The sequence below is a fragment of the Cupriavidus sp. Agwp_2 genome, assembly GCF_040784895.1.
In the GTDB taxonomy this organism is placed as follows: domain Bacteria; phylum Pseudomonadota; class Gammaproteobacteria; order Burkholderiales; family Burkholderiaceae; genus Cupriavidus.
The window spans coordinates 811891-833159 of the sequence record NZ_CP088083.1 but is presented as its reverse complement, the minus strand read 5'-3'; the positions used below and the strand labels follow the sequence as shown (position 1 = coordinate 833159).

Below are 21269 nucleotides of genomic sequence, written 5' to 3'. Positions count from 1 at the left end.
ATGAACACCGGCATCGCAGGCGTCTTCTTCGACCTGGACGGCACGCTGGCGGATACGGCCCCCGACCTGGCCGCCGCCGCCAACCGGCTCGTGATCGAGCGCGGCCGCCCACCGGTGGCGTACGAGAAGCTTCGCCCGGTCGCCTCGCATGGTGCGCGCGGCCTGCTCGGCGCGGCTTTCGGGCTGGTGCCGGAAGACGCTGAATTTCCGGCGCTGCGGGATATCTTTCTGGGTTATTACGAGGCCGACATCGCCGTCCACACCCGACTGTTCGATGGCATGCCGCAAGTGCTGTCGGCTCTGGAAGCGGCCGGCATCCCCTGGGGCATCGTCACCAACAAGATCGCGCGATTCACGGTGCCGCTGGTCGCCGCCATCGGACTGGCGCCGCGCGCCAGTGCCGTGGTCAGCGGCGACACCACTGCCCATGCCAAGCCCCACCCTGCCCCGCTGCTGCACGCCGCGGCCAGCGCTGGCGTCGATCCACGCCGCTGCGTGTACGTGGGCGACGACCTGCGCGACATCCAGGCGGGCAAGGCCGCCGGCATGATGACCGTCACGGCCGCCTATGGATACTGCGGCGACGGCGAGCCGCCGGAGGCATGGGGCGCCGACCACCTGGTGTGGCATCCGGCCGAACTGATCCCCCTGCTGGTACCCGCGGCCGTCTGCTAGCGGCGTGGCGGCCAGCGCACAGCTGGCCGGCATTGAACTCCTCGCGACACTTTCCGTCCAACGGGGTACAATCTTCTTCTAACTGGGGCCGACCTGGTTTCGACGTGGGTTACAAAGCAGTGGAGGGCATACCGAGGACCCGTCACCTCGTTAATCAATGGGAATGCAATAACTGCTAACGACGAACGTTACGCACTGGCAGCCTAAGGGCCGCCGTCCTCGCACTGGCTCGCTGACGGGCTAGGGTCGCAAGACCACGCGAGGTCATTTACGTCAGATAAGCTCCGGAAGTGTCACGGGTCCGGAGACGAAAATTTAGTGACTCGCCGTCGTAGAGCGTGTTCGTCCGCGATGCGCCGGTTAAATCAAATGACAGAACTAAGTATGTAGAACTCTCTGTGGAGGGCTTGCGGACGCGGGTTCGATTCCCGCCGGCTCCACCAGCTAAACACTTCGGAGACCTCCATCTCCGAAGCCCGGGAAACCCGTGATGACCAGCGTCTTCACGGGTTTTTTGTTTCCGGGCGCATGCGGCGCGGCATGGCTAATTCCCGGGCATTCTCGGAAAAGTCCGAACGGGCGGCAAAGCTTCGCTCCATAGAATGGTCGCACCGATCATTCCGCCTGCCCCGCCATGCGCCGATTGCACTGCCTGATTGCCTGCCTCTTACTTCTGATCGTTGCCACCGGCCCTGCCCGCGCCTGCACCGGAACGGGTGTCACCTCGATCATGAACTTGCCCGCAAACCTCGAGATTCCGCGGGACCTGCCGGTGGGCGCCATCATCTTTGACACGGGTTGGGTCGGAACCAACTCCGCCTACATCCAATGCAACCCGTATGAAGCATGGAGCTATGGTTACGCGACGCCGATGACGCCAACCGGGATCGCGGGCGTGTATGAGACCGGCGTTCCCGGAATCGGCATCAAGATTGCCTGGTCCAATGTGATTGCCGACAGGCCGGGCGACATCAACCAGGCCATGATCCAGAACTGGCCGCGCGCCCAGCTGACCATGCCGTACCTGAACGGCGTCTACCTGCCGCCCGCACTCTATCGGGCGCAATTCATCAAGACGGGAGAGACCAGCCCCGGCGTCATCTCGTTCCAGAACCCGACCGCGTCAGCAGTGTATGGCGGAGTCGTTGCAGCCTCGACGTTCTTCACGAGCACGCAAATCAACGTGAAAACCGCCAGTTGCCGCGTGACGAACAGCAATATTGTCGTCAAGCTGCCGACGACCAGCGCGCAGAGCCTCGCCGCGGTCGGGTCGACGCAGGGTGCCACGCCGTTCACCATCTCGCTGGTGTGCGACGCGAACATCAACCTCCACTACGACATCGACGGTCCGGCCGATCCCGCCAATGGTCCCGGCGTGCTCGCCAACGGGACCGGCAGCGGAATGGCGACAGGCGTGGGCGTGCAGGTCTTGCAGGGCGCCGCGCCGATCAGCCTTGGCACCGTCATGGACGCCGGCATCAGGACGAACAGCGACAACCAGGCGATCAGCATTCCGATGACTGCGCGGTACTACAAGACCAGCCCCGTGGTATCGAGCGGACTCGTCAATGCCGTTGCGACGTTTTCGATGAGCTACCAGTAGCGCTTGTCGGGCCGGGAAAGGCGACCGCCGCGCATTCGCAGCGACAGAGCGTTACCTCGGGCATCCGGACGACTACAATACTCAGTTCAGCCGAAGCCATAAGCGCCTTTCCCCATGTCCGACTATCCCCGCTATACCCTCAACCGTGCCATGGTCGCGCTGGTTCCGGAACAGCCGTTCCTGGACTGGATCCAGACAGTCGATCCGCAGCCGGTTGTCGGTCTCACGCTGGAGCAGGTGCGCGAGGACCAGAGCGTATTCCTGCTGCCCGAAGAACTCGCGGATACGCATGCCAACGCGGTCCACTGGGTCGAAAAGCGCTGGCAGGAATTCTTCGAATTCATGCTGGGCGAGTGGTTCGACGACTCGCTTTGGCCGGAGACCCTGACGCTGGACATGTTCCGGGAGTGGTTCAGCATCCGCTACCACTCCATGGTCTTCGACATGGCGCCGGATGCGCCGATGCTGCATGAAGACTGGGACGAGGACGACGACTCGCCGGACATGCTGCACTAGTTGTGCTTCAGCGGCGCTGCCACGTGCGGGGCATATGATTGGGACGACGACATCAGCGGGCCACCATGGCGCGTTTTTCATGCCCGCCGGGTGCGTATCGGAGGTGCCGGTTTCGGCATGAGCGCGGCAACTGCCGAAAATTTGCCCTGCGCATTCGGAATTTTCCGGCCATGGGCGCAAGCGGTACCAATACAGTTGGCTCGTCCTTTAACCGGCAGGCCGCGCCAGCTCCAGCGAACGCGAATTGGCAACCCACGGCCACCGCCAGCCCGTAACCGCTGAAACCTATGCACAACGCTCCACCCATCGGTATCCGACTGCTCGATGCCCTCAAACGCTGGCTTCTTGTGCTCGCGTGCCTAGCATCCCCGCACCTCGCCCATGCCGGCTGCACTGCCACGCCTGCCATGCCTTTTCTGCAGACCATGAACAATATGGCGGTGGCGGCCAACCTGCCGGTCGGAAGCGCCATCCCCGGCACCATCCGCAATTACACTTTCAGTGGCAATTGCACGGTGACCTGGCCGTCCGTGGTTGCCGGCGCACAGATCATTTCCTGCTATTACGGTTCGGGCACTGAAGTGATGCCCGGCGTCTACTCCACCGGCGTAGCCGGCATCGGCATCCGGCTACGCAATGCCGCGGGACAGCCGATGACAAATGCCTCGGGGGTCAAATGCGATACGCGCTCGGCCAACCTGGGCACGCTCAACGCGGACATGACCTATTCCATATCGGTTTCGGTGGAATTCGTGAAGACTGGGACCATCTCCGCGGGAAATCTCGATCCGGCACAGACTCGCTTCGGCTTTGGTGTCTACCAGGGCTCGACGGCAGGCGCGCTTGGCGGCGGCGACGTCAACTACATCGGCTTCTCGGGCAGTGCCTCGCCGCGCGAGATTGCCTGCAATGTCAATTACCCCGCCGTGGTGACATTGCCCAATGTCAGTGCCAGCACGCTGGCTAACCAAGGAGCCGCCGGTAACACGCCCTTCACGATCCAGCTGACCTGCAGCGGCGCTGCCATCGTGGGCCTGACGCTGGACGGCGCGGGTGGCACGCCCGTGCAATCGGCACCGAATGGCCTCCTTGGCATCGCTAACGCCGGTATGAGCGGCATGGCCAGCGGTGCCGGCGTGCAGATCGTCAACGCCACCGGCAGCGAACCCGTGCCGCTGCAAGTACGCAATGCCATGGGCAACATTGCCGCCAATGTGCCTTCCACCTACCGCTTCGGTGCGCGCTATGTCTCGCTGGGGGGCGCGCCTTCGCCTGGCAGCGTATCGAGCGCCATGATATTTACGCTGGACTACCAGTAAACGAAACGCGGCGCCGCCAGGCGCCGCTTCGGCTTGCGCCGGACCATCTGCCCGCCGTCAGAGGAACCTGTCAAGCAGCTTGCGGCTGTGCTTGTCGAGCGCCATCAGGTCCCGGATCAGGTAGTGGATCCCATGGCTGTCCGACACCATCAGCGTGTTGCCGGACAGGCGCCGGATTGCCTCTTCCCCACGCAGCACGAGCGAGGTCTGCCCGCGATCGGTCTGCACGGTCCACACGCTCGGCGTGGCAAACGTCGATACCTCGACGATGCGCTCGATCTCCGGCATGAATTCGCGCGACGCGAGTTCTTCCTCGATCATGCCGCGCTCGGCGGCAGGCAGGGCTTCAAGCCGCGGAATCCATACCACCTCATGCCCGTCGGCGCTCATCATGCCGATACCGCCTTGCGGCGCGGAGATCGGGAAGGCCCGTACCGGCACCACCCCTTCATAAACCGTACCGTCGCCATGGATCAGCGTCAGGCGGCCGAATGCATTGCGCGACAGCGTGAACGTCGCGCTGGCTGCGGCATTGATGTCAGCCAAAGTCATGTCAGTGGGCATTGGCCACCTCCGGCAGTTCGGTCACGGCTTCACGCTCGTCGTCATCCTCGGTATCGACATTGCGCGCCTGCGCCTGGTAGAGCTTGTAGTACGCGCCCTCGCGCAGCAGCAGTTCGTCGTGGCTGCCGACTTCGACGATCTTGCCGCGGTCCATCACCACCAGGCGATCGGCCTTGCGCAGCGTCGACAGCCGGTGTGCGATGGCGATGGTGGTACGGCCCTGCACCAGGTTGTCGAGCGCCTTCTGGATTTCCTTCTCAGTCTGCGTGTCGACCGATGACGTGGCCTCGTCCATGATCAGGATGCGCGGGTTGATCAGCAGCGCACGCGCGATCGAGATGCGCTGGCGCTCGCCGCCCGACAAGGCCTGGCCGCGCTCCCCTACCAGCGAGTCGTAGCCGTGCGGCAGGCGCAGGATGAACTCGTGCGCATGCGCCGCGCGCGCGGCAGCGATGATCTCCTCGCGCGTGGCATCCGGCTTGCCGTAGGCGATGTTGTCGGCGATGGTGCCGAAGAACAGGAACGGCTCCTGCAGCACCAGGCCGATATGGCGGCGGTACTCGGACACCGGCAGCGAGCGGATATCGACGCCGTCGACACGGATCGCCCCTTCGGAAACATCGTAGAAGCGGCAGATCAGGTTGACCAGCGTGCTCTTGCCCGAGCCGCTGTGTCCGACCAGGCCGATCATCTCGCCCGGGGCGATCGACAGGTCCAGCCCGCGGATCACCGCCCGGTTGCCATAGCGGAAGCCGAGGTCGCGCATGTCGATGGCGCCTTCGACCTTGTCGAGCTTCGCCGGACGCACCGGCTCGGGCACGCTCGAGACATGGTCAAGGATGTCGAAGATCCGCTTGGCGCCCGCCGCGGCCTTCTGCGTCACGGAAACGATGCGACTCATCGAATCGAGGCGCGTATAGAAGCGGCTGATATAGGTCAGGAAGGCAACCAGCACGCCCACCGTGATGGCGCTGTGCGACACCTGCCAGATGCCGAACACCCACACGATCAGCAGCCCGATCTCGGTCAGCAGCGTCACCGTCGGCGTGAACAGCGACCACACCGCGTTGACGCGGTCATTGATCGCCAGGTTGTGCTTGTTGGCCTCGTGAAAGCGCGTCACCTCCCGCTTCTCCTGGGCAAAAGCCTTGACCACGCGGATGCCGGGGATGGTGTCGGCGAGCACGTTGGTGATCTCAGACCAGATGCGGTCGATCTTCTCGAAGCCGTGGCGCAGGCGGTCGCGCACCAGATGGATCATCCAGGCGATGAACGGGAGCGGCACCAGCGTGACCAGCGCCAGCCAGGGGTTAATCGAGACCAGGATCACCGCCGTCATCACGATCATCAGCACGTCGGTGGCGAAGTCCAGCAAGTGCAGGGAAAGAAACACGCAGATGCGGTCGCTTTCCGAGCCGATGCGGGCCATCAGGTCGCCGGTGCGCTTGCCGCCAAAATATTCCAGCGACAGCTTCAGCAGATGTTCATAGGTCGTTGTGCGCAGATCGGCACCGATGCGCTCGGATACACGCGCCAGCAGATAGGTGCGCGCCCATCCCAGGCTCCACGCCACGAGCGCGGCGCCGAGCAGGCCGCCCAAGTACATGCGCACCAAGTTGTAGTCGATCGGCACGCCGTTCTGATATGGAATCAGCACCTTGTCCATCAGCGGCATGGTCAGGTACGGCGGTACCAGCGTGGCGCCGGTGGAAAACAGCGTCAGCATGAAGCCGGCCAGCAGTTGCCAGCGGTAGGGCTGGGCAAAGCGCCACAGGCGCAGCAGCGCCCAGGTCGACGGCGGCGTTTCCAGCTCGCGGTTGCATTGCGGGCACTCTTCCTCATCTGGCGGCAGCGGTGCCTTGCAGGTCGGGCAAGCCACTTCGCCCTGCTCGCTTACCTGGGCCGCCGAGGTTGCGTCGCGGCGCGTTTCGAACTGGTCGGCCAGCCGCAGCGCGGCAGGATTGTAACCAAGCGTATATCGCCAGCTGGCCAGCCGCCCCCCGGGGCCGGCCAGTTCGAGAGTGCCAACCCCCGCATGATCGGTATGGGACAGGCGCAGTTCGGGCGAGATGCTCCATTCGCGCACATTTTTTTCACCCGGCGCCCGGGCGACGATGCGCTGGTCCGTCACAACCAGCCACCCTTGGGTAAAATGCAGCCTCGCGTCGAGGTCCAGCATCAGTCCGGCCAGGACGTTCTCGCCGGAACGGAGCCACGTTCCGGATTCGGCACGCCACGGCTCGTCGGAGGCGGGGGTGTTGAGGGCAGGCAGGGAGGACTGGGTCATGGATGGCGCGGCATGCAGCGTCCAGGGGAAAAGGACATAACTTGAAACAAATTTAGGCCGGGCGCGCACTAGCTGCCCGTGAATTCGCCCGCAGTATACATAACGACGCAAATAACAGCGAACCCGCGGGTTGCCCTGATGCACTGCACAATCACTTTTAATCGAAGAAAGTCAACCTGTACTAAGCTGTAACGTTATTGAAAGGTTAGGCTTCCATTTCTCGGGCGTTCCGCCCACTGCCTCAAGCAAATTCAATGAAAAAGAAGGACATTGAGATTTTCGATGTCATGTCGCTGCGCGGCCCGAATATGTGGACATATCGGCCCGTCCTGGAGGCATGGGTCGATATCGGGGAACTGGAGGACTTTCCCTCCAACACGATTCCGGGGTTCTACGAGCGCCTGTCGGCCTGGCTGCCATCGCTGATCGAGCATCGCTGCAGCATCGGCGAGCGCGGCGGCTTCCTGCAGCGCCTGAAGGAAGGCACCTGGCCGGGCCATATCCTGGAACACGTGACGCTTGAGTTGCAGAACCTGGCGGGCATGCCCGGCGGCTTCGGCAAGGCGCGCGAGACCCCTGTGCGCGGCGTGTACAAGGTGATCGTCCGTGCGTGGCACGAGGAAGTCACCCGCGCCGCCCTGTTCGCCGCTCGCGACCTGGTCATGGCCGCGATCGAGGACCGTCCCTTCGACGTCCCCGCCGCCGTGGACCACCTGCGCCGCCTGGTCGACGAACATTGCCTCGGCCCCAGCACCGCGTGCATCGTCGATGCCGCGGACGACCGGGACATCCCCGCCATCCGCCTGTCGGACGGCAACCTGGTCCAGCTGGGCTACGGTGCGCGCCAGCGCCGCATCTGGACCGCCGAGACCGACCGCACCAGCGCCATCGGCGAGAGCATCTCGCGCGACAAGGACCTGACCAAGAGCCTGCTGGAGTCGTGCGGCGTGCCGGTGCCGGAAGGCCGCATGGTTGACTCGCCGGAAGACGCCTGGGGCGCCGCCGAAGACATCGGCGTGCCGGTGGTGGTGAAGCCCTATGACGGCAACCACGGCCGCGGCGTCTTTACCAACCTGATCACCCGCGAGGAAGTCGAGACCGCGTACGCGGTCGCCCTGGAAGAAGGCAGCGGCGTCATTGTCGAGCGCTTCATCCCAGGCAACGAACACCGCCTGCTGGTGGTGGGCGGCCGCATGGTCGCCGCCGCGATGGGCGAGACCGCCTGCGTGGTCGGCGACGGCAAGTCCACCATCGACGAGCTGATCGAACTGCAGATCAATTCCGATCCGCGCCGCGGCAGCACCGAAGACCATCCGCTGAACCGCGTGCGCCTGGATTCCGCCGCGCGCCTGGAGCTGAAGCGCCAGGGCATGGACGGCAGCTCGGTGCCGGCGGAAGGCCGCACCGTGCTGATCCAGCGCAACGGCAACGTCGCCTTCGACGTGACCGACCGCGTTCACCCGAGCGTGGCCGCGCATGCGTCGCTGGCCGCGCGCGTGGTTGGCCTGGATATCGCTGGCGTGGACCTGGTGGCCGAGGACATCTCGCGCCCACTGGCCGAACAGCGCGGGGCCATCGTAGAGGTCAACGCCGGCCCCGGCCTGCTGATGCACATCAAGCCGGCCGAAGGCACGCCGCGTCCGGTTGGCCGCGCCATCGTCAACCACCTGTTCCCCGAGTCCGAGCAGGACGACTGCGGCCGCATCCCGGTGGTCGGCGTGACCGGCACCAACGGCAAGACCGTGGTGGCGCGCCTGGTCGCCCGCCTGCTGCAGCTGTCGGGCAAGCATACCGGCCTGGCCTGCAGCGACGGCCTGTTCCTGGACCGGCGCCTGGTGCAGAGCGGCGACCGCGCCAACTGGGACGCCGGCCACCGCATCCTGATGAACCGCGCGGTCGAGGCCGCCGTGTTCGAGAACGACAGCGGCAGCATCCTGTCCGAAGGCCTGGTCTATGACCGTTGCCAGGTCGGCGTGGTCACCAACTTCGACCAGCCCGACCACCTCGGCGACTACTACGTCGAGGACGAGGACCGCATGTACAACGTGCTGCGCACGCAGGTCGACGTGGTGCTCAAGGACGGCGCCGCCGTGCTGAACGCACGCGACGAACGCCTGGTCGAGATGGCCGGGTTGTGCGACGGCGACGTGATCTTCTTTGGCCTGACGCCCGAATTGCCCGCGATCATGTCGCACCGCGCCGCAGGCAAGCGCGCCGTGTATGTGCGCGAAGGCAAGATCGTGCTGGCGGTCGGCAGCAAGGAAACGCCGCTGGTCGACGTGGCCGCGGTGCCGCTGACCTACGCCGGCCGCGTGGCGTTCCAGGTAGAGAACGTGCTGGCGGCCGTGGCCGCGGGCTGGGCGCTGGGCATCTCCAACGACCTGATCCGCGCCGGCGTGGTGACCTTCGACGTCGGCCAGGTCGACGTGCCGGGCCGCTTCACGTTGTTCGAGCGCAACGGTGCCACCGTGGTCATCGACGACGCCCACAACGCCCCCGCGCTGGAAGCGCTGGCGGCCGCGCTGGAGCGCTTCCCGTCCGAGCGTCGCATGGTGGTCTACGGTGCCGGCGTGCAGCGCCGCGACCAGGACCTGGTGCGCCAGGGCAAGGTGCTGGGCAAGCATTTCGACCGCGTCTTCCTGTGCGAAGATCGCAGCGTCAAGCGCGCCCTGCCCGATGCCGAGGCACGCGCGCTGCTCAAGCAAGGCCTTTATGAAGGCCGCCGCGTGACCAAGATCATCGACGAAGGCGCACGCGCCAATGCTATCGAGGCAGCGCTCGGCCAGTTGGTGCCAGGCGACCTGCTGGTACTGCAGTGCGACGAGGCCGCCACCGCTGCCACCGTCGACCTGGTGCACCACTGGATGGGCCAGCCTGCGCGCCGCGCCTGACGCGGCGTCTGAAACAGCGCATAGAAGACACGGAACCGTTCCATGGAAGTCTCCCGTATCCGGGCCCTGCGGGGCCCGAACCTGTGGTGCCGCCACACCGCCATTGAAGCCATCGTGGCCTGCCAGGACACCGCCGACATGCTGTCGGCCCTGCCCGGCTTTGAAGACCGGCTGCGCGCCCGTTTCCCAGAGGTCGGGCCATTACACCCGGACGAGGAAGCGGGCGAGATGTCGCTGGCCCACGTGCTGGAAATGACGGCGCTGCGCCTGCAGGCCGCCGCCGGCTGCCCGGTCACCTTCAGCCGCACCGCGCAGACGGTGGAGCCCGGCACCTACCAGGTGATCGTGCAATACAGCGAGGAAGAGGTCGGCCGGCTGGCGTTCGAGCTGGCCGAGGCCCTGTGCCTGGCCGCGCGCGACGACACGCCGTTCGACCTGGCCGACGCGCTGCACCGTCTGCGCGACCTGGACGAAGACGTGCGGCTGGGGCCCAGCACCGGCTCGATCGTTTACGCCGGCGTGGCGCGCGGCATCCCCTACCGGCGCCTGACGCAGGGCTCGATGGTGCAGTTTGGCTGGGGCAGCAAGCAGCGCCGCATCCAGGCCGCCGAGACCGACCGCACCAGCGCCGTGGCCGAATCGATCGCGCAGGACAAGGAACTGACCAAGAGCCTGCTGCACGCCGCCGGCGTGCCGGTGCCGCTGGGCCGCTCGGTGCGCAGCGCCGAGGAAGCCTGGGCCGCCGCGCAGGAAATCGACGCCGCGGTGGTGGTCAAGCCGCGCGACGGCAACCAGGGCAAGGGCGTGGCCGTGCGCATCCGCACCCGCGAGGAAGTCATGACGGCCTACGAGGTCGCCTCGGACATCAGCTCCGACGTGATCGTCGAGCGCTACATCCCGGGCCACGACTTCCGCCTGCTGGTGGTCGGCAAGCAACTGGTGGCGGCCGCGCGCCGCGACCCGCCGCAAGTCACCGGCGACGGCGTGCACACCGTGCGCGAGCTGGTCGAGGAAGTGAACCGTGACCCGCGCCGCGGCGAAGGCCATGCCACCTCGCTGACCAAGATCCGCTTTGACGATATCGCGCTGGCGGTCCTGGCCAAGCAGAACCTGACCGCCGATTCCGTGCCGGCCAAGGGCACGCGCGTGGTGCTGCGCAACAACGCCAACCTGTCCACCGGCGGCAGCGCCACCGACGTGACCGACGACGTCCACCCGGACATCGCCGCGCGCGCCGTGGCCGCAGCGCAGATGGTGGGCCTGGACATTGCCGGCGTCGACGCGGTGTGCGAGACCATGCTCAAGCCGTTCGAGGAACAGGCCGGCGGCATCGTCGAGGTCAACGCCGCGCCGGGCCTGCGCATGCACCTGCAGCCTTCCTACGGCAAGGGCCGCGCGGTGGGCGAGGCCATCATCTCGACCATGTTCTCCGATGGCGACGATGGCCGTATCCCGGTGGTGGCCGTCTCCGGCACCAACGGCAAGACCACGACCGTGCGCCTGATCACCCATGTCATGGCCACCAGCGGCCTGCGCATGGGCATGACCGGCACCGACGGCGTCTACATCCAGGGCGAGCGCATCGACACCGGCGACTGCAGCGGCCCGCGCAGCGCGCGCAACGTGCTGCTGCACCCCGACGTGGACGCAGCCGTGTTCGAGACCGCGCGCGGCGGCCTGCTGCGCGAGGGCCTGGCCTTCGACCGCTGCGACGTGGCCGTGGTGACCAATGTCGGCGAGGGCGACCATCTGGGCCTGTCGTTCATCAACTCGGTGGAAGACCTGGCCGTGCTCAAGAGCGTGATCGTGCAGAACGTCGCGCCGCACGGCATGGCCGTGCTCAATGCCGCCGACCCGATGGTGGTGCGCATGGCCGACGCCTGTCCCGGCAGCGTGACCTTCTTCGCGCACGATCCCAACCAGCCGGCGATGGCCACGCATCGCGCGCAAGGCAAGCGCGTAGTCTTCGTCGACGGCGCCGAGATCGTGGCGTCGGAGGGCGATACCCAGGTGCGCATCGCGCTGGCGGAGATCCCGCTGACGCGCAACGGCACCATCGGCTTCCAGGTCGAGAACGCGATGTCGTCGATCGCCGCGGCCTGGGCGCTGGGCATCGACTGGACCGTCATCCGCCGCGGCCTGGCCACCTTTGTCAACGACGCCGCGACAGCTCCGGGCCGCTTCAACGTGTTTGACTACAAGGGCGCCATGCTGATCGCCGACTACGGCCACAACCCGGACGCGATCCAGGCGCTGTGCAACGCGGTCGAAACCATGCCGGCCGGCCGCCGCGTGGTCGTGATCAGCGGTGCGGGAGATCGCCGCGACGAGGACATCCGCCGCCAGACGCAGATCCTGGGCGGTGTGTTCGACGAAGTGGTGCTGTACCAGGACCAGTGCCAGCGCGGGCGTGCCGATGGCGAGGTGCTGGCGCTGCTGCGCGAGGGCCTGCAAGGCGCGCAGCGCACCAGCCAGGTCGAGGAAATCCGCGGGGAATTCGTGGCGATCGATACCGCGTTGTCGCACCTGAAGTCGGGCGACCTGTGCCTGATCCTGGTGGACCAGGTGGAAGAGGCGCTGGGGCATATCGCCGGGCGCATCGCGCAGGGCTGAGCGTGCGGGCCGGCGACGGCCCGCATCGCCGGCAAAAAAAGAGCCAGCTCTCCGGAGCTGGCTCTTTTGCTTTGGCAGCGGTGTGGCTCAGTGCCTGCCCGGCAGCGACAGCTTGCGCTCCAGCATATGCTGCAGCCCTGACAACCCCGTGCTCAACACCCAGTAGATCGCTGCCACCGCCAGGTACAGCGGCAACGGCTGGTACGTCGCCGCGATCACCTCCTGCGCGGTGCGCAGCAACTCGGTCACGGTAATCACCGACACCAGCGACGTATCCTTGATCAGGCTGATCAGGCTGTTCGACAGGCTCGGCACCGCCAGCCGCAGCGCCTGCGGGCCCACCACGAAGCGCAGCGCCTGCGCTGGCGTCAGCCCCAGGCTGTAAGCCGCCAGCCACTGGCCGCGCGCCACGCCGAGGATGGCGCCGCGCATGCTTTCCGACAGGTAGGCCCCGACATTCAGGCTCAGCGTCAGCACGCCGGCCGGCGTGGGTTCCAGCGCGATGCCGATGCCCGGCAGCCCGTAGTAGACGACAAAGATCTGCACCAGCAGCGGCGTGCCGCGCATGATGCTGACGTAGGTGCGCGCCGCCGCCTTGAGCGCGCGGCTGTGGCTGATGCCCATCAGCGCGACCACGGTGCCGAGCACCAGCCCGAACAGCATCGACCACAGTGCGAACTTGATGGTCAGCAGCGTGCCCTGCAGCAGCACGGGCAGGGAATCGATGACGAGCTGGAGAGCGGACATGGGCGTGGCGGCGGGCTAATGGTAAAAAACAACGCGGCGCGGCAGCCGTGCAGGCCGCCGCGCCGCGACATGATACCGCCGTGCTTGCTTGACCGGCTTGCCTGACCGGACTTGACCGGCTTACTTGACCGGCTTGCCGGCGGGCTTGGTCACGTCGGTGCCGAACCACTTCACCGACAGCTTGCCAAGCGTGCCGTCCTTGCCCAGGTCTTCCAGCGCATGGTTGATGGCCTGCGCGAACTTGGGGTTGTCCTTGCGGAACGGGATGGCCACCTGGGTGGTGGCACCCGCCACGATCGCGCCCGGACGCAGCGGCAGGTTGGCGGTCTTGACCAGGTAGGCGACCATCAGCCGGTCGTTCAGCGCGGCGTCGACGCGCTGTGCCGCCAGGTCGCGCAGGTACTCAGGCGCGCCGGGATAAGTCTTGACGTCGATGCCCGCCACCGCCTTGGCCAGTTCGTTGTAATTGCTGCCCAGGCTGACGCCGAGCTTGTGGCCCTTCAGGTCTTCCAGCGACTTGAACTGGCGCTTGTCGTCCTTGCGCTGGATCAGTTGCGCATCCGAGTAGACGTAGGGCGTGGAAAAGTCCAGCACCTGCTGGCGCTGCGGCGTGACGTTGACCTGGTTGACGATTACGTCGAACTTGCCCGCCTGCAGGCCGGCGATGATGCCGCTCCATTCCGTGGTGACGAACTCGGGCTTGACCCCCAGCTTGCCCGCCACCGCACGAGCCACGTCGACATCAAACCCTTCCAGCTCGTTCTTGGCGCCGCGGAAGCCGAACGGCGGGTATGTGCCCTCCAGGCCGATCTTGAGCACGCCAGCCTGCTTGACGGTATCGAGCAGGTCGGCGGCATGGGCCGCGGTGGCAGCCAGGCCGGCCCCGGCCATCAGCGAGGCCGCCAGCAGCGACTTGAACCAGCCAGAACGAATCGATCGCATATGTTCTCCAGTGAATGCGGATAAGCAGTAGGTGGGCAGACAACGCCTTCTGGCCTCTCGTGGAGAGCTGCCGGCCGCTTGTGCTGCTATGAGCCTATATCGGGCTCAACACTACCGCAAACACTATCGAGGACAAAATAACGATTCATTATGGCTATATAACCGCCGGGGCGACCCATACTCCACGGCGGCAACGCCCTGCCCCGTTACTGGTAGGCCTTGTCATTGGGCGCCGCGAACAGCGCCTTCATGTCAGCAGACAGCGGGTAGTTCATGTTGATGTTGCGCGGCGGGATCGGCGACATGAACCACTTGTTGTAGAGCTTCTCCGCGCGGCCGCTGGTCTGCAGGTCGGCGATCACGCCGTCGGTAAGCTTCTTGAACGAAGGATCGTCCTTGCGGAACATGCAGGCGTAGTTCTCGGTCTGCAGCGGCGCGCCCACCACTACCCAGTCGCCGGCGCTCTTGGCCTTGGTGCGCTCGCCATACAGCAGCGGCTCGTCCATGACGAAGGCCGCGGCGCGGCCGCTTTCCAGGATCAGGAAGGACTGGCCATGGTCCTTGGTGCTGATCAGGTTCATGTTCATGGTCTTCTCGCCGTTCATCTTGACCAGCAGGCGCTCGCCGGTGGTGCCGGCGGTGGTGACCACGTTGCGGTCCTTCAGGTCGGCGAACTCCTTCACGCCCGAATCCTTCTTCGTCAGCATCTTGATGCCGTAGACGAACAGGCTGTTGGAGAATGCCACCTGTTTCTGGCGCTCCAGGTTATTGGTGGTGCTGCCGCATTCGATGTCGATGGTGCCGTTCTGCACCAGCGGGATGCGGTTCTGCGAGGTGATCGGCGTCAGCCGCACCTGCAGGCTGGGCATCTTCAGCTCGCTCTTCACCTTGTCGACGATCTGCAGCAGGATCTCGTGCGAGTAGCCCATCACCTCCTTGCCGTCGGTGTACGAGAACGGGATCGACGATTCGCGGTAGCCCAGCGAGATCACGCCGCTGTCCTTGATCTTCTTCAGCGTGTCGCCGTCGGCGGCGTGGGCCACGCCGGAGGCCAGCAAAAGCGCGGCGGCCGCGAGCATGCGGCGGGCGTCAGGACGGATGGCAAGGCGGGTGTGCAGTGGCTTCATGTCGCGCTCCTTGTAGGGGCTTGGTCATTGAGGCTCGCTTCCTCGAGGTAATGCGAACTCACGGGTATTGCAGGAACCATTGCTGCATGCTCGCGCGCTACGCGCGCGCGGCATCGAAATCTGCGGCGTCGAGGGCCGGACGGCGCCCTGCCAGACGGTCGGCCAGCAGGCCGGCGCTGCCCATCGCCAGCGTAAATCCCAGCGCGCCGTGGCCCAGGTTCAGCCACAGCCCGGATACGCGCGACGGCCCGATCAGCGGCAGCCCGTCCGGCGTGGCCGGGCGCAGCCCCGCCCACGGCTGCAATTGCGCCAGCGGCAGGTCCGGCACGATGCCGTCGAACAGTGCGCGCGTCTGCGCCACCAGCGTGCCGACCCGCTCCGGGTCGATGCGGGTGCCGCCGCGCACCAGGTCGGCCATGCCCGCCACCCGCAATGTATTGCCGATCCGCGCGTAAACGATCTTGTTGGCGAAATCCGTCACGCTGATATGCGGCGCGCGCGTGCCGCTGGCCAGCGGCACGGTGATGCTATAGCCCTTGAGCGGCCACAGCATCGGCCGCACGCCCAGCGGGCGCAGCAGCGGCACGCTGCCGATGCCGCCCGCGACCACGACCACGTCCGCCGGCACCTCGCCAGCGTCGGTGCGCACGCCGGTCACGCGCCCGCCCTGCTGCATCAGCCCCTGCACCACGGTGCCGAAGCGCAGGGACACCCCAGTGCGGCCGCCGCCGTGTTGCAGCAACCGTGCCAGCGACACGCAGAAGCGGTGGCAATCTCCCACCTCCTCGCTCGGCGTGTAGATGGCGCCCGCAATCTCGTTTCGGATGCCGGCCAGGGCCGGCTCCAGCGCGACGCAGGCATCGCGGTCGAGTGCCTTCTGCTCGCAACCCAGGCTGGCCTGGTAATCCAGCAGCCGGCAGGCCGAGGCGAACGCCGCTTGGTCGCGGTGCACCACCAGCTTGCCGCGCCGCGCAAAATCGAAGCCAAACCCACTGTCCTTATGCTCATGCTGCGCCACGAACGCCTGCAACTGGTCGCGCGAATAGAAACCCAGGCGCAGCAGCTTGCGCGTGGTGGCCTCGCTGGTGCTGGCATTGCAGGCGCCCATGAAGGCGGCCAGCCAGCGCCATTGCGCGGGATCGGCCACCGGGCGGAAGCGCATCGGCGAATCACGCCGCAGCAGCCAGCCCGGCACCTTGCCCATCACGCCCGGCCCGGCGAGCGGCGCCACGTAGCTGTAGCTGAGCTGCCCGCCATTGGCAAAGCTGGTTTCCTCGCCCGGGCCCCGGTGCCGCTCCAGCACCGTCACCGCATGCCCGTCCTGGGCCAGGCGCCACGCCGTCGTCATGCCAACCACGCCAGCGCCCACGATCACTACCCGCATTGCCATCCTTCACATCAAAAGGCCGATGCCAGAGGGTAGAACAGTGGCGCCGGCTTGCCCAATGCGAATACGTGCCAGAATATGTCTTCAGGCTATGGATGGCCTGTACGCCGAATTCCCGAATTCCCGAATTCCCGAATTCCCGAATTCCCGCACCCCCGCAATCCCGACGCCCCAGCTCCCATGCGCCTGCGCCAGATCGAAGTCTTCCGCGCGGTCATGCTGACCGGCACCGTCAGCGAAGCCGCGCGCCTGCTGCACGTGTCGCAGCCGGTGGTCACGCGCGTGCTGCAGCATGCGGAGGCCTCGCTCGGCTTTCGCCTGTTCGAGCGCGTGCGCGGGCGGCTGCAGCCGACGCCGGAGGCCAACGCCTTGTACGGCGATGTCGAAAGGCTATACGGCGAGATCGAGCGCGTGCGCCGCGTCTCGGAAAGCCTGCGCCACAAGGGTGCCGGGCGCCTGCGCGTGGCGGCCACGCCGAGCCTGGCCAACCCGCTGCTGGTGCCGGCGGTGCGGCGCTTCTGCGCGCGCCACCCCGACACCCAGGTGCAGGTGCTGACCCACCATACCGACGAGATCGTCGGCGCGCTGCTGGCCAACCAGATCGACCTGGGTTTCGCCTTCTCGCCGCCGCGCCACGAGGCCATTTCGAGCGAACCGGTCGCCAGCGGCCGCATGCTGCTGGCGGTGCCGCGCGGCCAGCCGCTGCCCGCCGCGGGGCGCCGCCGCCAGGTGCCGATGCAGCGGCTGATGGATCGCCCCTTCATCGGCTATGACGACAACAGCTCGCTCGGCCTGCTGGTACGCCAGACGCTGGCGCGGCACGCGCTCGAGCCGCGCTCGACACTGGAGGTGCAGACCTACTCGCTGGCGCTGGCGCTGGTCGATGCCGGACTCGGCCTGACGCTGCTGGACCAGTACACCGCGCTCAGCGCCAATCCCGGCCATGTGGCGCTGCATGATGTGGCGCCGGAACTGCCGTTCGAGATCCAGATGCTGCGCGCCAGCCACCGCGCCGGCTCCAGCCTGGCCGACGACCTGCGCGCGCAGTTCGCGCAGGCCGCGCAGGAACTGGCGGCCACGCTGGCGCAGCGGCTGGAAGTGCCGGTGGTCAGCCTGGACGGCGCGCTCCCGGGCGGCGCCAAGGTGCGCACGCCGATACCGGAGTGACGGCCACGCCGGTCCCGATTTGACAGCTTCACAGGCGGTGCACCATCATCAAGCCGCCTGCACTCACTGGTCGCAAGCGCCAGATTGCCTATGTTCGTCCTGACCCTGACCGCTCTTGTCCTGGTCAGCGCCTTCTTCTCCATCTCCGAGATCGCGCTGACCGCCGCACGCCGCACCAAGCTTCAAGTCTTGTCCGAGCGCGGCGATGGCCGCGCCACGCGCGTATTGCTGCTCAAGGAAGAGCCAGGGAATTTCTTCACCATCGTGCAGATCGGCGTCAACAGCGTGGCCATCCTGGCCGGTATCCTCGGCGAGAAGCATGTGTCCGACCTGCTGCTGGAAACGCTGTCGCCGTATATGCAGGTAGTCCACGCGCAGCGCGTGGCCAATATCGGCTCGTTCCTGATTGTGACGCTGCTGTTCATCCAGTTTGCCGACCTGATCCCCAAGCGCATCGCGATGACCTTCCCCGAGCGGTGCGCGCTGGCTGTGATCGACCCGATGCTGACGCTGCTGCGCGTGCTTAAGCCGCTGGTGTGGATCTTCAACGCCGCCGCGGATGCCACCTTGCGCCTGCTGCGCCTGCCGACGAAGCCGGTCGACCAGATCACCACCGAGGACATCGCCGCCATGGTCGATGCGGGCGCCGAGGCGGGCGTGCTGCACAAGCATGAACTGCACCTGATCGAGAACGTGTTCGAGCTCGAATTCAAGGGCATTACCGCGATCATGACGCCGCGCGACGACGTGGTCTTCCTGAGCCTGGACGAGAGCGCCGACAGCGTGCGCCGCAAGCTGGTCAACCAGCCGCATGCGCAGTACCCGGTGTGCGGGCACGACCTGGACGACGTGCAGGGCTATATCGATTCCAAGGACATCCTGCAACTGCTGCTGGCCGACGAAAGCGCCACGGTGATCGGCAATATCGGCCGCCACCACGACAAGAACGTGCTGGTGATCCCCGACACGCTGACCCTGTCGGAGTCGCTGACGCGCTTCCGCGAAATGCACCAGAGCTTTGCCGTGGTGATGAACGAGTACGGGCTGGTGGTCGGCATCGTCACGCTCGACGATATCGTCGGCGCGCTGATGGGCGACATCCTCTACTCCAGCGAAGACGAGCAGATCGTGCGCCGCGACGACAGCTCGTGGCTGGTCGACGGCGTGACGCCGCTGGTGGACCTGAAGAAGGCGCTGGAACTCGATGCCTTGCCCGGCGAGGACTATGTCGACACCGCCGGCGGGCTGGTGATCTACGCGCTCAAGCGCATCCCGAAGAAGTCCGAGTCGATCACCGTGGCAGGCTATCGCTTCGAGGTGCTGGACATCGACCATCACAAGATCGACCAGCTGCTGGTATCGCGACTGCCGTCGCCAGAAGAGGCTGCTGCGCAGCAACCGTAGCCGTGGGCGGTCCGGCCTGGCGATAGCGCTCCAGCGTATCCGGCATGCGGAACCACGCCACGTAGCTGAACGACACCACCACCGCGGCGGCGGCCACCACGCCGAGCCGCCCCGGCGCCACCGCATCCCGCGGCGCCGGCACGTGCAGCGTGCGGTAGGCGGTGCCGAGCAATGCGATCCACGCCAGCCCCAGCGCATAGCCCGCGGCCACGTCGGACAGCCAGTGCATGCCCAGGTACAGCCGCGACACCCCGATCGCCACCACCGCCACCACGGTCAGCGCCAGCACCGGGATGCGCACGCGCCATGGCTGGCGCAGGCACAGCAGGAACGCCAGGAAACCGTAGGTCACCATGCTGCTGGTGGCATGGCCGCTGGGAAAGGAGTACGACTCCAGCCCGCTGTAGATGCTGGCCGGCCGCACCCGCGCCATGCCGAGCTTGAGCGCCATCACGCAGGCGCGCGCGCCGAGCAGCGCCGCGGCCCAGTACAGCGCCGTGATCCAGGCGCGCCGCCACCACAGCCACGCGAACACCGCCACACCGACCGCCACCGAGATGCGCGCACCGCCCAGCTCGGTCACCGCGACCATGGCGATATCGAGCCAGTCGCGGCGCCATGCGCGCAGCTGCGCAAACACCAGCTGGTCGAGGTGGACCACCTCCTCGCCCTCCGCGACTTCGGCGGCCAGCCAGAACAGCGCTGCCCCGCAAGCCAGCAGCGCGGCGCCGGCAACAAGCACCAGCAGCAGCTCGGCGATATCGCGCTCCAGCACGCGCAGCGTCAGCGTGCTCAGCCGGCGCGGCCGATCCTGTGCGGCCACGCGCGTCGACAAGGCACCGGCGCCCCACACGCGCATGCCATCGAGCCAGCGCACCAGCGGGCGCAGCAGCGCCACCAGCAGCGGCACCAGGCACAGCAGCAGGACCGTGGCGAGCGTGAACAAGCCCAGCAACCCCAGCGCCGTGCCTGGCGTCAGCCAGCCATCGGCGACCGCGCCTACGCGCGCCGGCAGTTCAGGCACGCGGCACTCCGGTGCCGCCGATGCGCGCGATATTGGCGCGTGCGGGCGCCTCGCAGTCGGCAAAGGCCGGCGTCAGGAACAGGCGCGGCCGCTGCGCCAGTTCGCCGAGGAAGGCGGCACGGCGGCGCCTGAACTCCGCCAGCAGCGCATCGCCATGCAGGCCGGTGCGCGCAGCCAGCATGGCGCGGTTCTCGGCGAAGACATCGGCACTGTGGGCATCGAATACGTCAGGGGCCGCGGCCAGCCGGAACAGGTCGAGATCGAGCACGGTGTCCGCGCCGTCGATGGTCGGCGCATGCGTGCGCGTGTCGCGCACGATCTGCGCGGCACGGCCGAGCACCGCGCGGTCCACCTCCGGTGCAATGGTCTCGACCAGAACCGCCGAAGCCGATTCGTTGTGCTCGCATCCCGGCACATAGACCGCGTCATGGCACAGCGCCGCAAGGGCCTGCGCCGGATCCAGCGCGACGCCGCGCGCGTGGGCAACATCGAACATTTCCAGGATATGGCGGCGATCGTGGTAGTGCCGGTACGGCGTGTCATGCAGCGCCAGCACATCCAGCACCGTCCTGCGCGGCAGGAAGTCGAGGCAGGCCAGCGCCGCGGGCCAGTCCGGGGCGAAGCGCGGCACCGCGCCCTGCGGCGTCGCCACGGGTTCGGTGAACACGTCGGCACGGCGCACCCAGAGCAATGCCGGATCGCGCATTGCGCGATAGACGACGGCCGGCGCGAGGTCGGCCTCAAGCCGCCCGATGCCAACGACGGCATAGGCACCGCCCTTGTGGTGGCGGTATGGCATGCCGGCAATGAGGTCGGGATCGTTCGGGAGTTCGGCGGGGTCGCCGTGGAATTCGGCAGGCGTGGCGGGTGGCTGTGTCATCGGTGGCCTCGTTCATGGCAGTCCGCTGGATCGCCATGATAGTGCACGGCCAGGCGCTGGCCGCGATGAAACCGACCGCCAAAAAAACAAAACCGACGCTCACTTGCGTGGGCGTCGGCCTGA

At 66.7% G+C, this 21269-nt stretch carries 16 protein-coding genes and 1 other RNA gene; 9 read left to right on the top strand and 8 right to left on the bottom strand.

Going from position 1 to position 21269, the window contains the following annotated elements; all coding sequences use genetic code 11:
* From gph to LPA45_RS03825, 5 genes are all read left to right on the top strand, one after another.
* Positions 1–675: a phosphoglycolate phosphatase gene (gene gph / locus LPA45_RS03845; protein WP_116317380.1), complete on the top strand. Its 675-nt coding sequence runs from the start codon at positions 1–3 to the stop codon at positions 673–675.
* Positions 676–759: 84 nt separating this feature from the next.
* Positions 760–1118, top strand: a transfer-messenger RNA (tmRNA) gene (gene ssrA / locus LPA45_RS03840).
* Between the two features lie 191 nt (positions 1119–1309).
* A complete protein-coding gene (locus LPA45_RS03835; RefSeq protein ID WP_367394934.1) occupies positions 1310–2278 on the top strand; it encodes a fimbrial protein in 969 nt (322 codons plus the stop codon).
* A gap of 114 nt (positions 2279–2392) precedes the next feature.
* Entirely contained in the window at positions 2393–2794 is a 402-nt protein-coding gene (locus LPA45_RS03830; RefSeq protein WP_367394933.1) for a hypothetical protein, read from the top strand.
* Positions 2795–3219: 425 nt separating this feature from the next.
* Entirely contained in the window at positions 3220–4113 is an 894-nt protein-coding gene (locus LPA45_RS03825) for a fimbrial protein (RefSeq protein ID WP_367394932.1), read from the top strand.
* 57 nt (positions 4114–4170) lie between these two features.
* On the opposite strand, the gene LPA45_RS03820 is transcribed toward LPA45_RS03825, so the two are convergent.
* Both LPA45_RS03820 and LPA45_RS03815 read right to left on the bottom strand, forming a co-directional pair.
* Positions 4171–4677, bottom strand: coding sequence for a DUF1854 domain-containing protein (locus tag LPA45_RS03820; RefSeq protein WP_233527950.1), 507 nt, complete (start codon positions 4675–4677; stop codon positions 4171–4173).
* The gene (locus LPA45_RS03815; RefSeq protein ID WP_367394931.1) at positions 4667–6964 is read right to left on the bottom strand and encodes an ABC transporter ATP-binding protein; all 2298 of its coding nucleotides are present in this window, start codon (positions 6962–6964) and stop codon (positions 4667–4669) included. Before LPA45_RS03815 ends, LPA45_RS03820 begins: the two co-directional genes overlap by 11 nt.
* Before the next feature lie 254 nt (positions 6965–7218).
* Between LPA45_RS03815 and cphA (LPA45_RS03810) the strand changes: the two genes are divergently transcribed.
* Together cphA (LPA45_RS03810) and cphA (LPA45_RS03805) are read left to right on the top strand one after the other, a co-directional pair.
* A complete protein-coding gene (gene cphA / locus LPA45_RS03810; RefSeq protein ID WP_367394930.1) occupies positions 7219–9855 on the top strand; it encodes a cyanophycin synthetase in 2637 nt (878 codons plus the stop codon).
* Positions 9856–9897: 42 nt separating this feature from the next.
* The gene (gene cphA / locus LPA45_RS03805; RefSeq protein ID WP_116317373.1) at positions 9898–12468 is read left to right on the top strand and encodes a cyanophycin synthetase; all 2571 of its coding nucleotides are present in this window, start codon (positions 9898–9900) and stop codon (positions 12466–12468) included.
* An 87-nt stretch (positions 12469–12555) separates the two neighbouring features.
* Here the strand turns inward: cphA (LPA45_RS03805) and LPA45_RS03800 are convergent, their stop codons facing one another.
* From LPA45_RS03800 to LPA45_RS03785, 4 genes are all read right to left on the bottom strand, one after another.
* The gene (locus LPA45_RS03800) at positions 12556–13215 is read right to left on the bottom strand and encodes an amino acid ABC transporter permease (RefSeq protein ID WP_317923128.1); all 660 of its coding nucleotides are present in this window, start codon (positions 13213–13215) and stop codon (positions 12556–12558) included.
* 120 nt (positions 13216–13335) lie between these two features.
* Positions 13336–14157 carry a transporter substrate-binding domain-containing protein gene (locus LPA45_RS03795; RefSeq protein WP_116317371.1) on the bottom strand — a complete coding sequence of 274 codons (822 nt, stop codon included), beginning with the start codon at positions 14155–14157 and terminating at the stop codon, positions 13336–13338.
* Between the two features lie 206 nt (positions 14158–14363).
* On the bottom strand, positions 14364–15284 hold the full coding sequence (locus LPA45_RS03790; RefSeq protein ID WP_376790630.1) for a glutamate/aspartate ABC transporter substrate-binding protein: 921 nt from the start codon (positions 15282–15284) through the stop codon (positions 14364–14366).
* A 97-nt stretch (positions 15285–15381) separates the two neighbouring features.
* Complete coding sequence (locus LPA45_RS03785) at positions 15382–16668, bottom strand: D-amino acid dehydrogenase (RefSeq protein WP_116317369.1); 1287 nt, start codon at positions 16666–16668, stop codon at positions 15382–15384.
* Between the two features lie 183 nt (positions 16669–16851).
* On the opposite strand from LPA45_RS03785, the gene LPA45_RS03780 reads away from it, so the two are divergent.
* Both LPA45_RS03780 and LPA45_RS03775 read left to right on the top strand, forming a co-directional pair.
* On the top strand, positions 16852–17838 hold the full coding sequence (locus LPA45_RS03780) for a LysR family transcriptional regulator (RefSeq protein ID WP_116317368.1): 987 nt from the start codon (positions 16852–16854) through the stop codon (positions 17836–17838).
* Between the two features lie 90 nt (positions 17839–17928).
* On the top strand, positions 17929–19242 hold the full coding sequence (locus LPA45_RS03775; protein WP_116317367.1) for a hemolysin family protein: 1314 nt from the start codon (positions 17929–17931) through the stop codon (positions 19240–19242).
* On the opposite strand, the gene LPA45_RS03770 is transcribed toward LPA45_RS03775, so the two are convergent.
* Both LPA45_RS03770 and LPA45_RS03765 read right to left on the bottom strand, forming a co-directional pair.
* Positions 19130–20266 (bottom strand): phosphatase PAP2 family protein, encoded by a 1137-nt coding sequence (locus tag LPA45_RS03770; RefSeq protein ID WP_367394929.1) that lies wholly within the window; start codon positions 20264–20266, stop codon positions 19130–19132. The genes LPA45_RS03775 and LPA45_RS03770 overlap by 113 nt on opposite strands.
* Entirely contained in the window at positions 20259–21146 is an 888-nt protein-coding gene (locus tag LPA45_RS03765; protein WP_367394928.1) for a DUF1653 domain-containing protein, read from the bottom strand. Before LPA45_RS03765 ends, LPA45_RS03770 begins: the two co-directional genes overlap by 8 nt.
* Between the last annotated feature and the right edge of the window lie 123 nt (positions 21147–21269).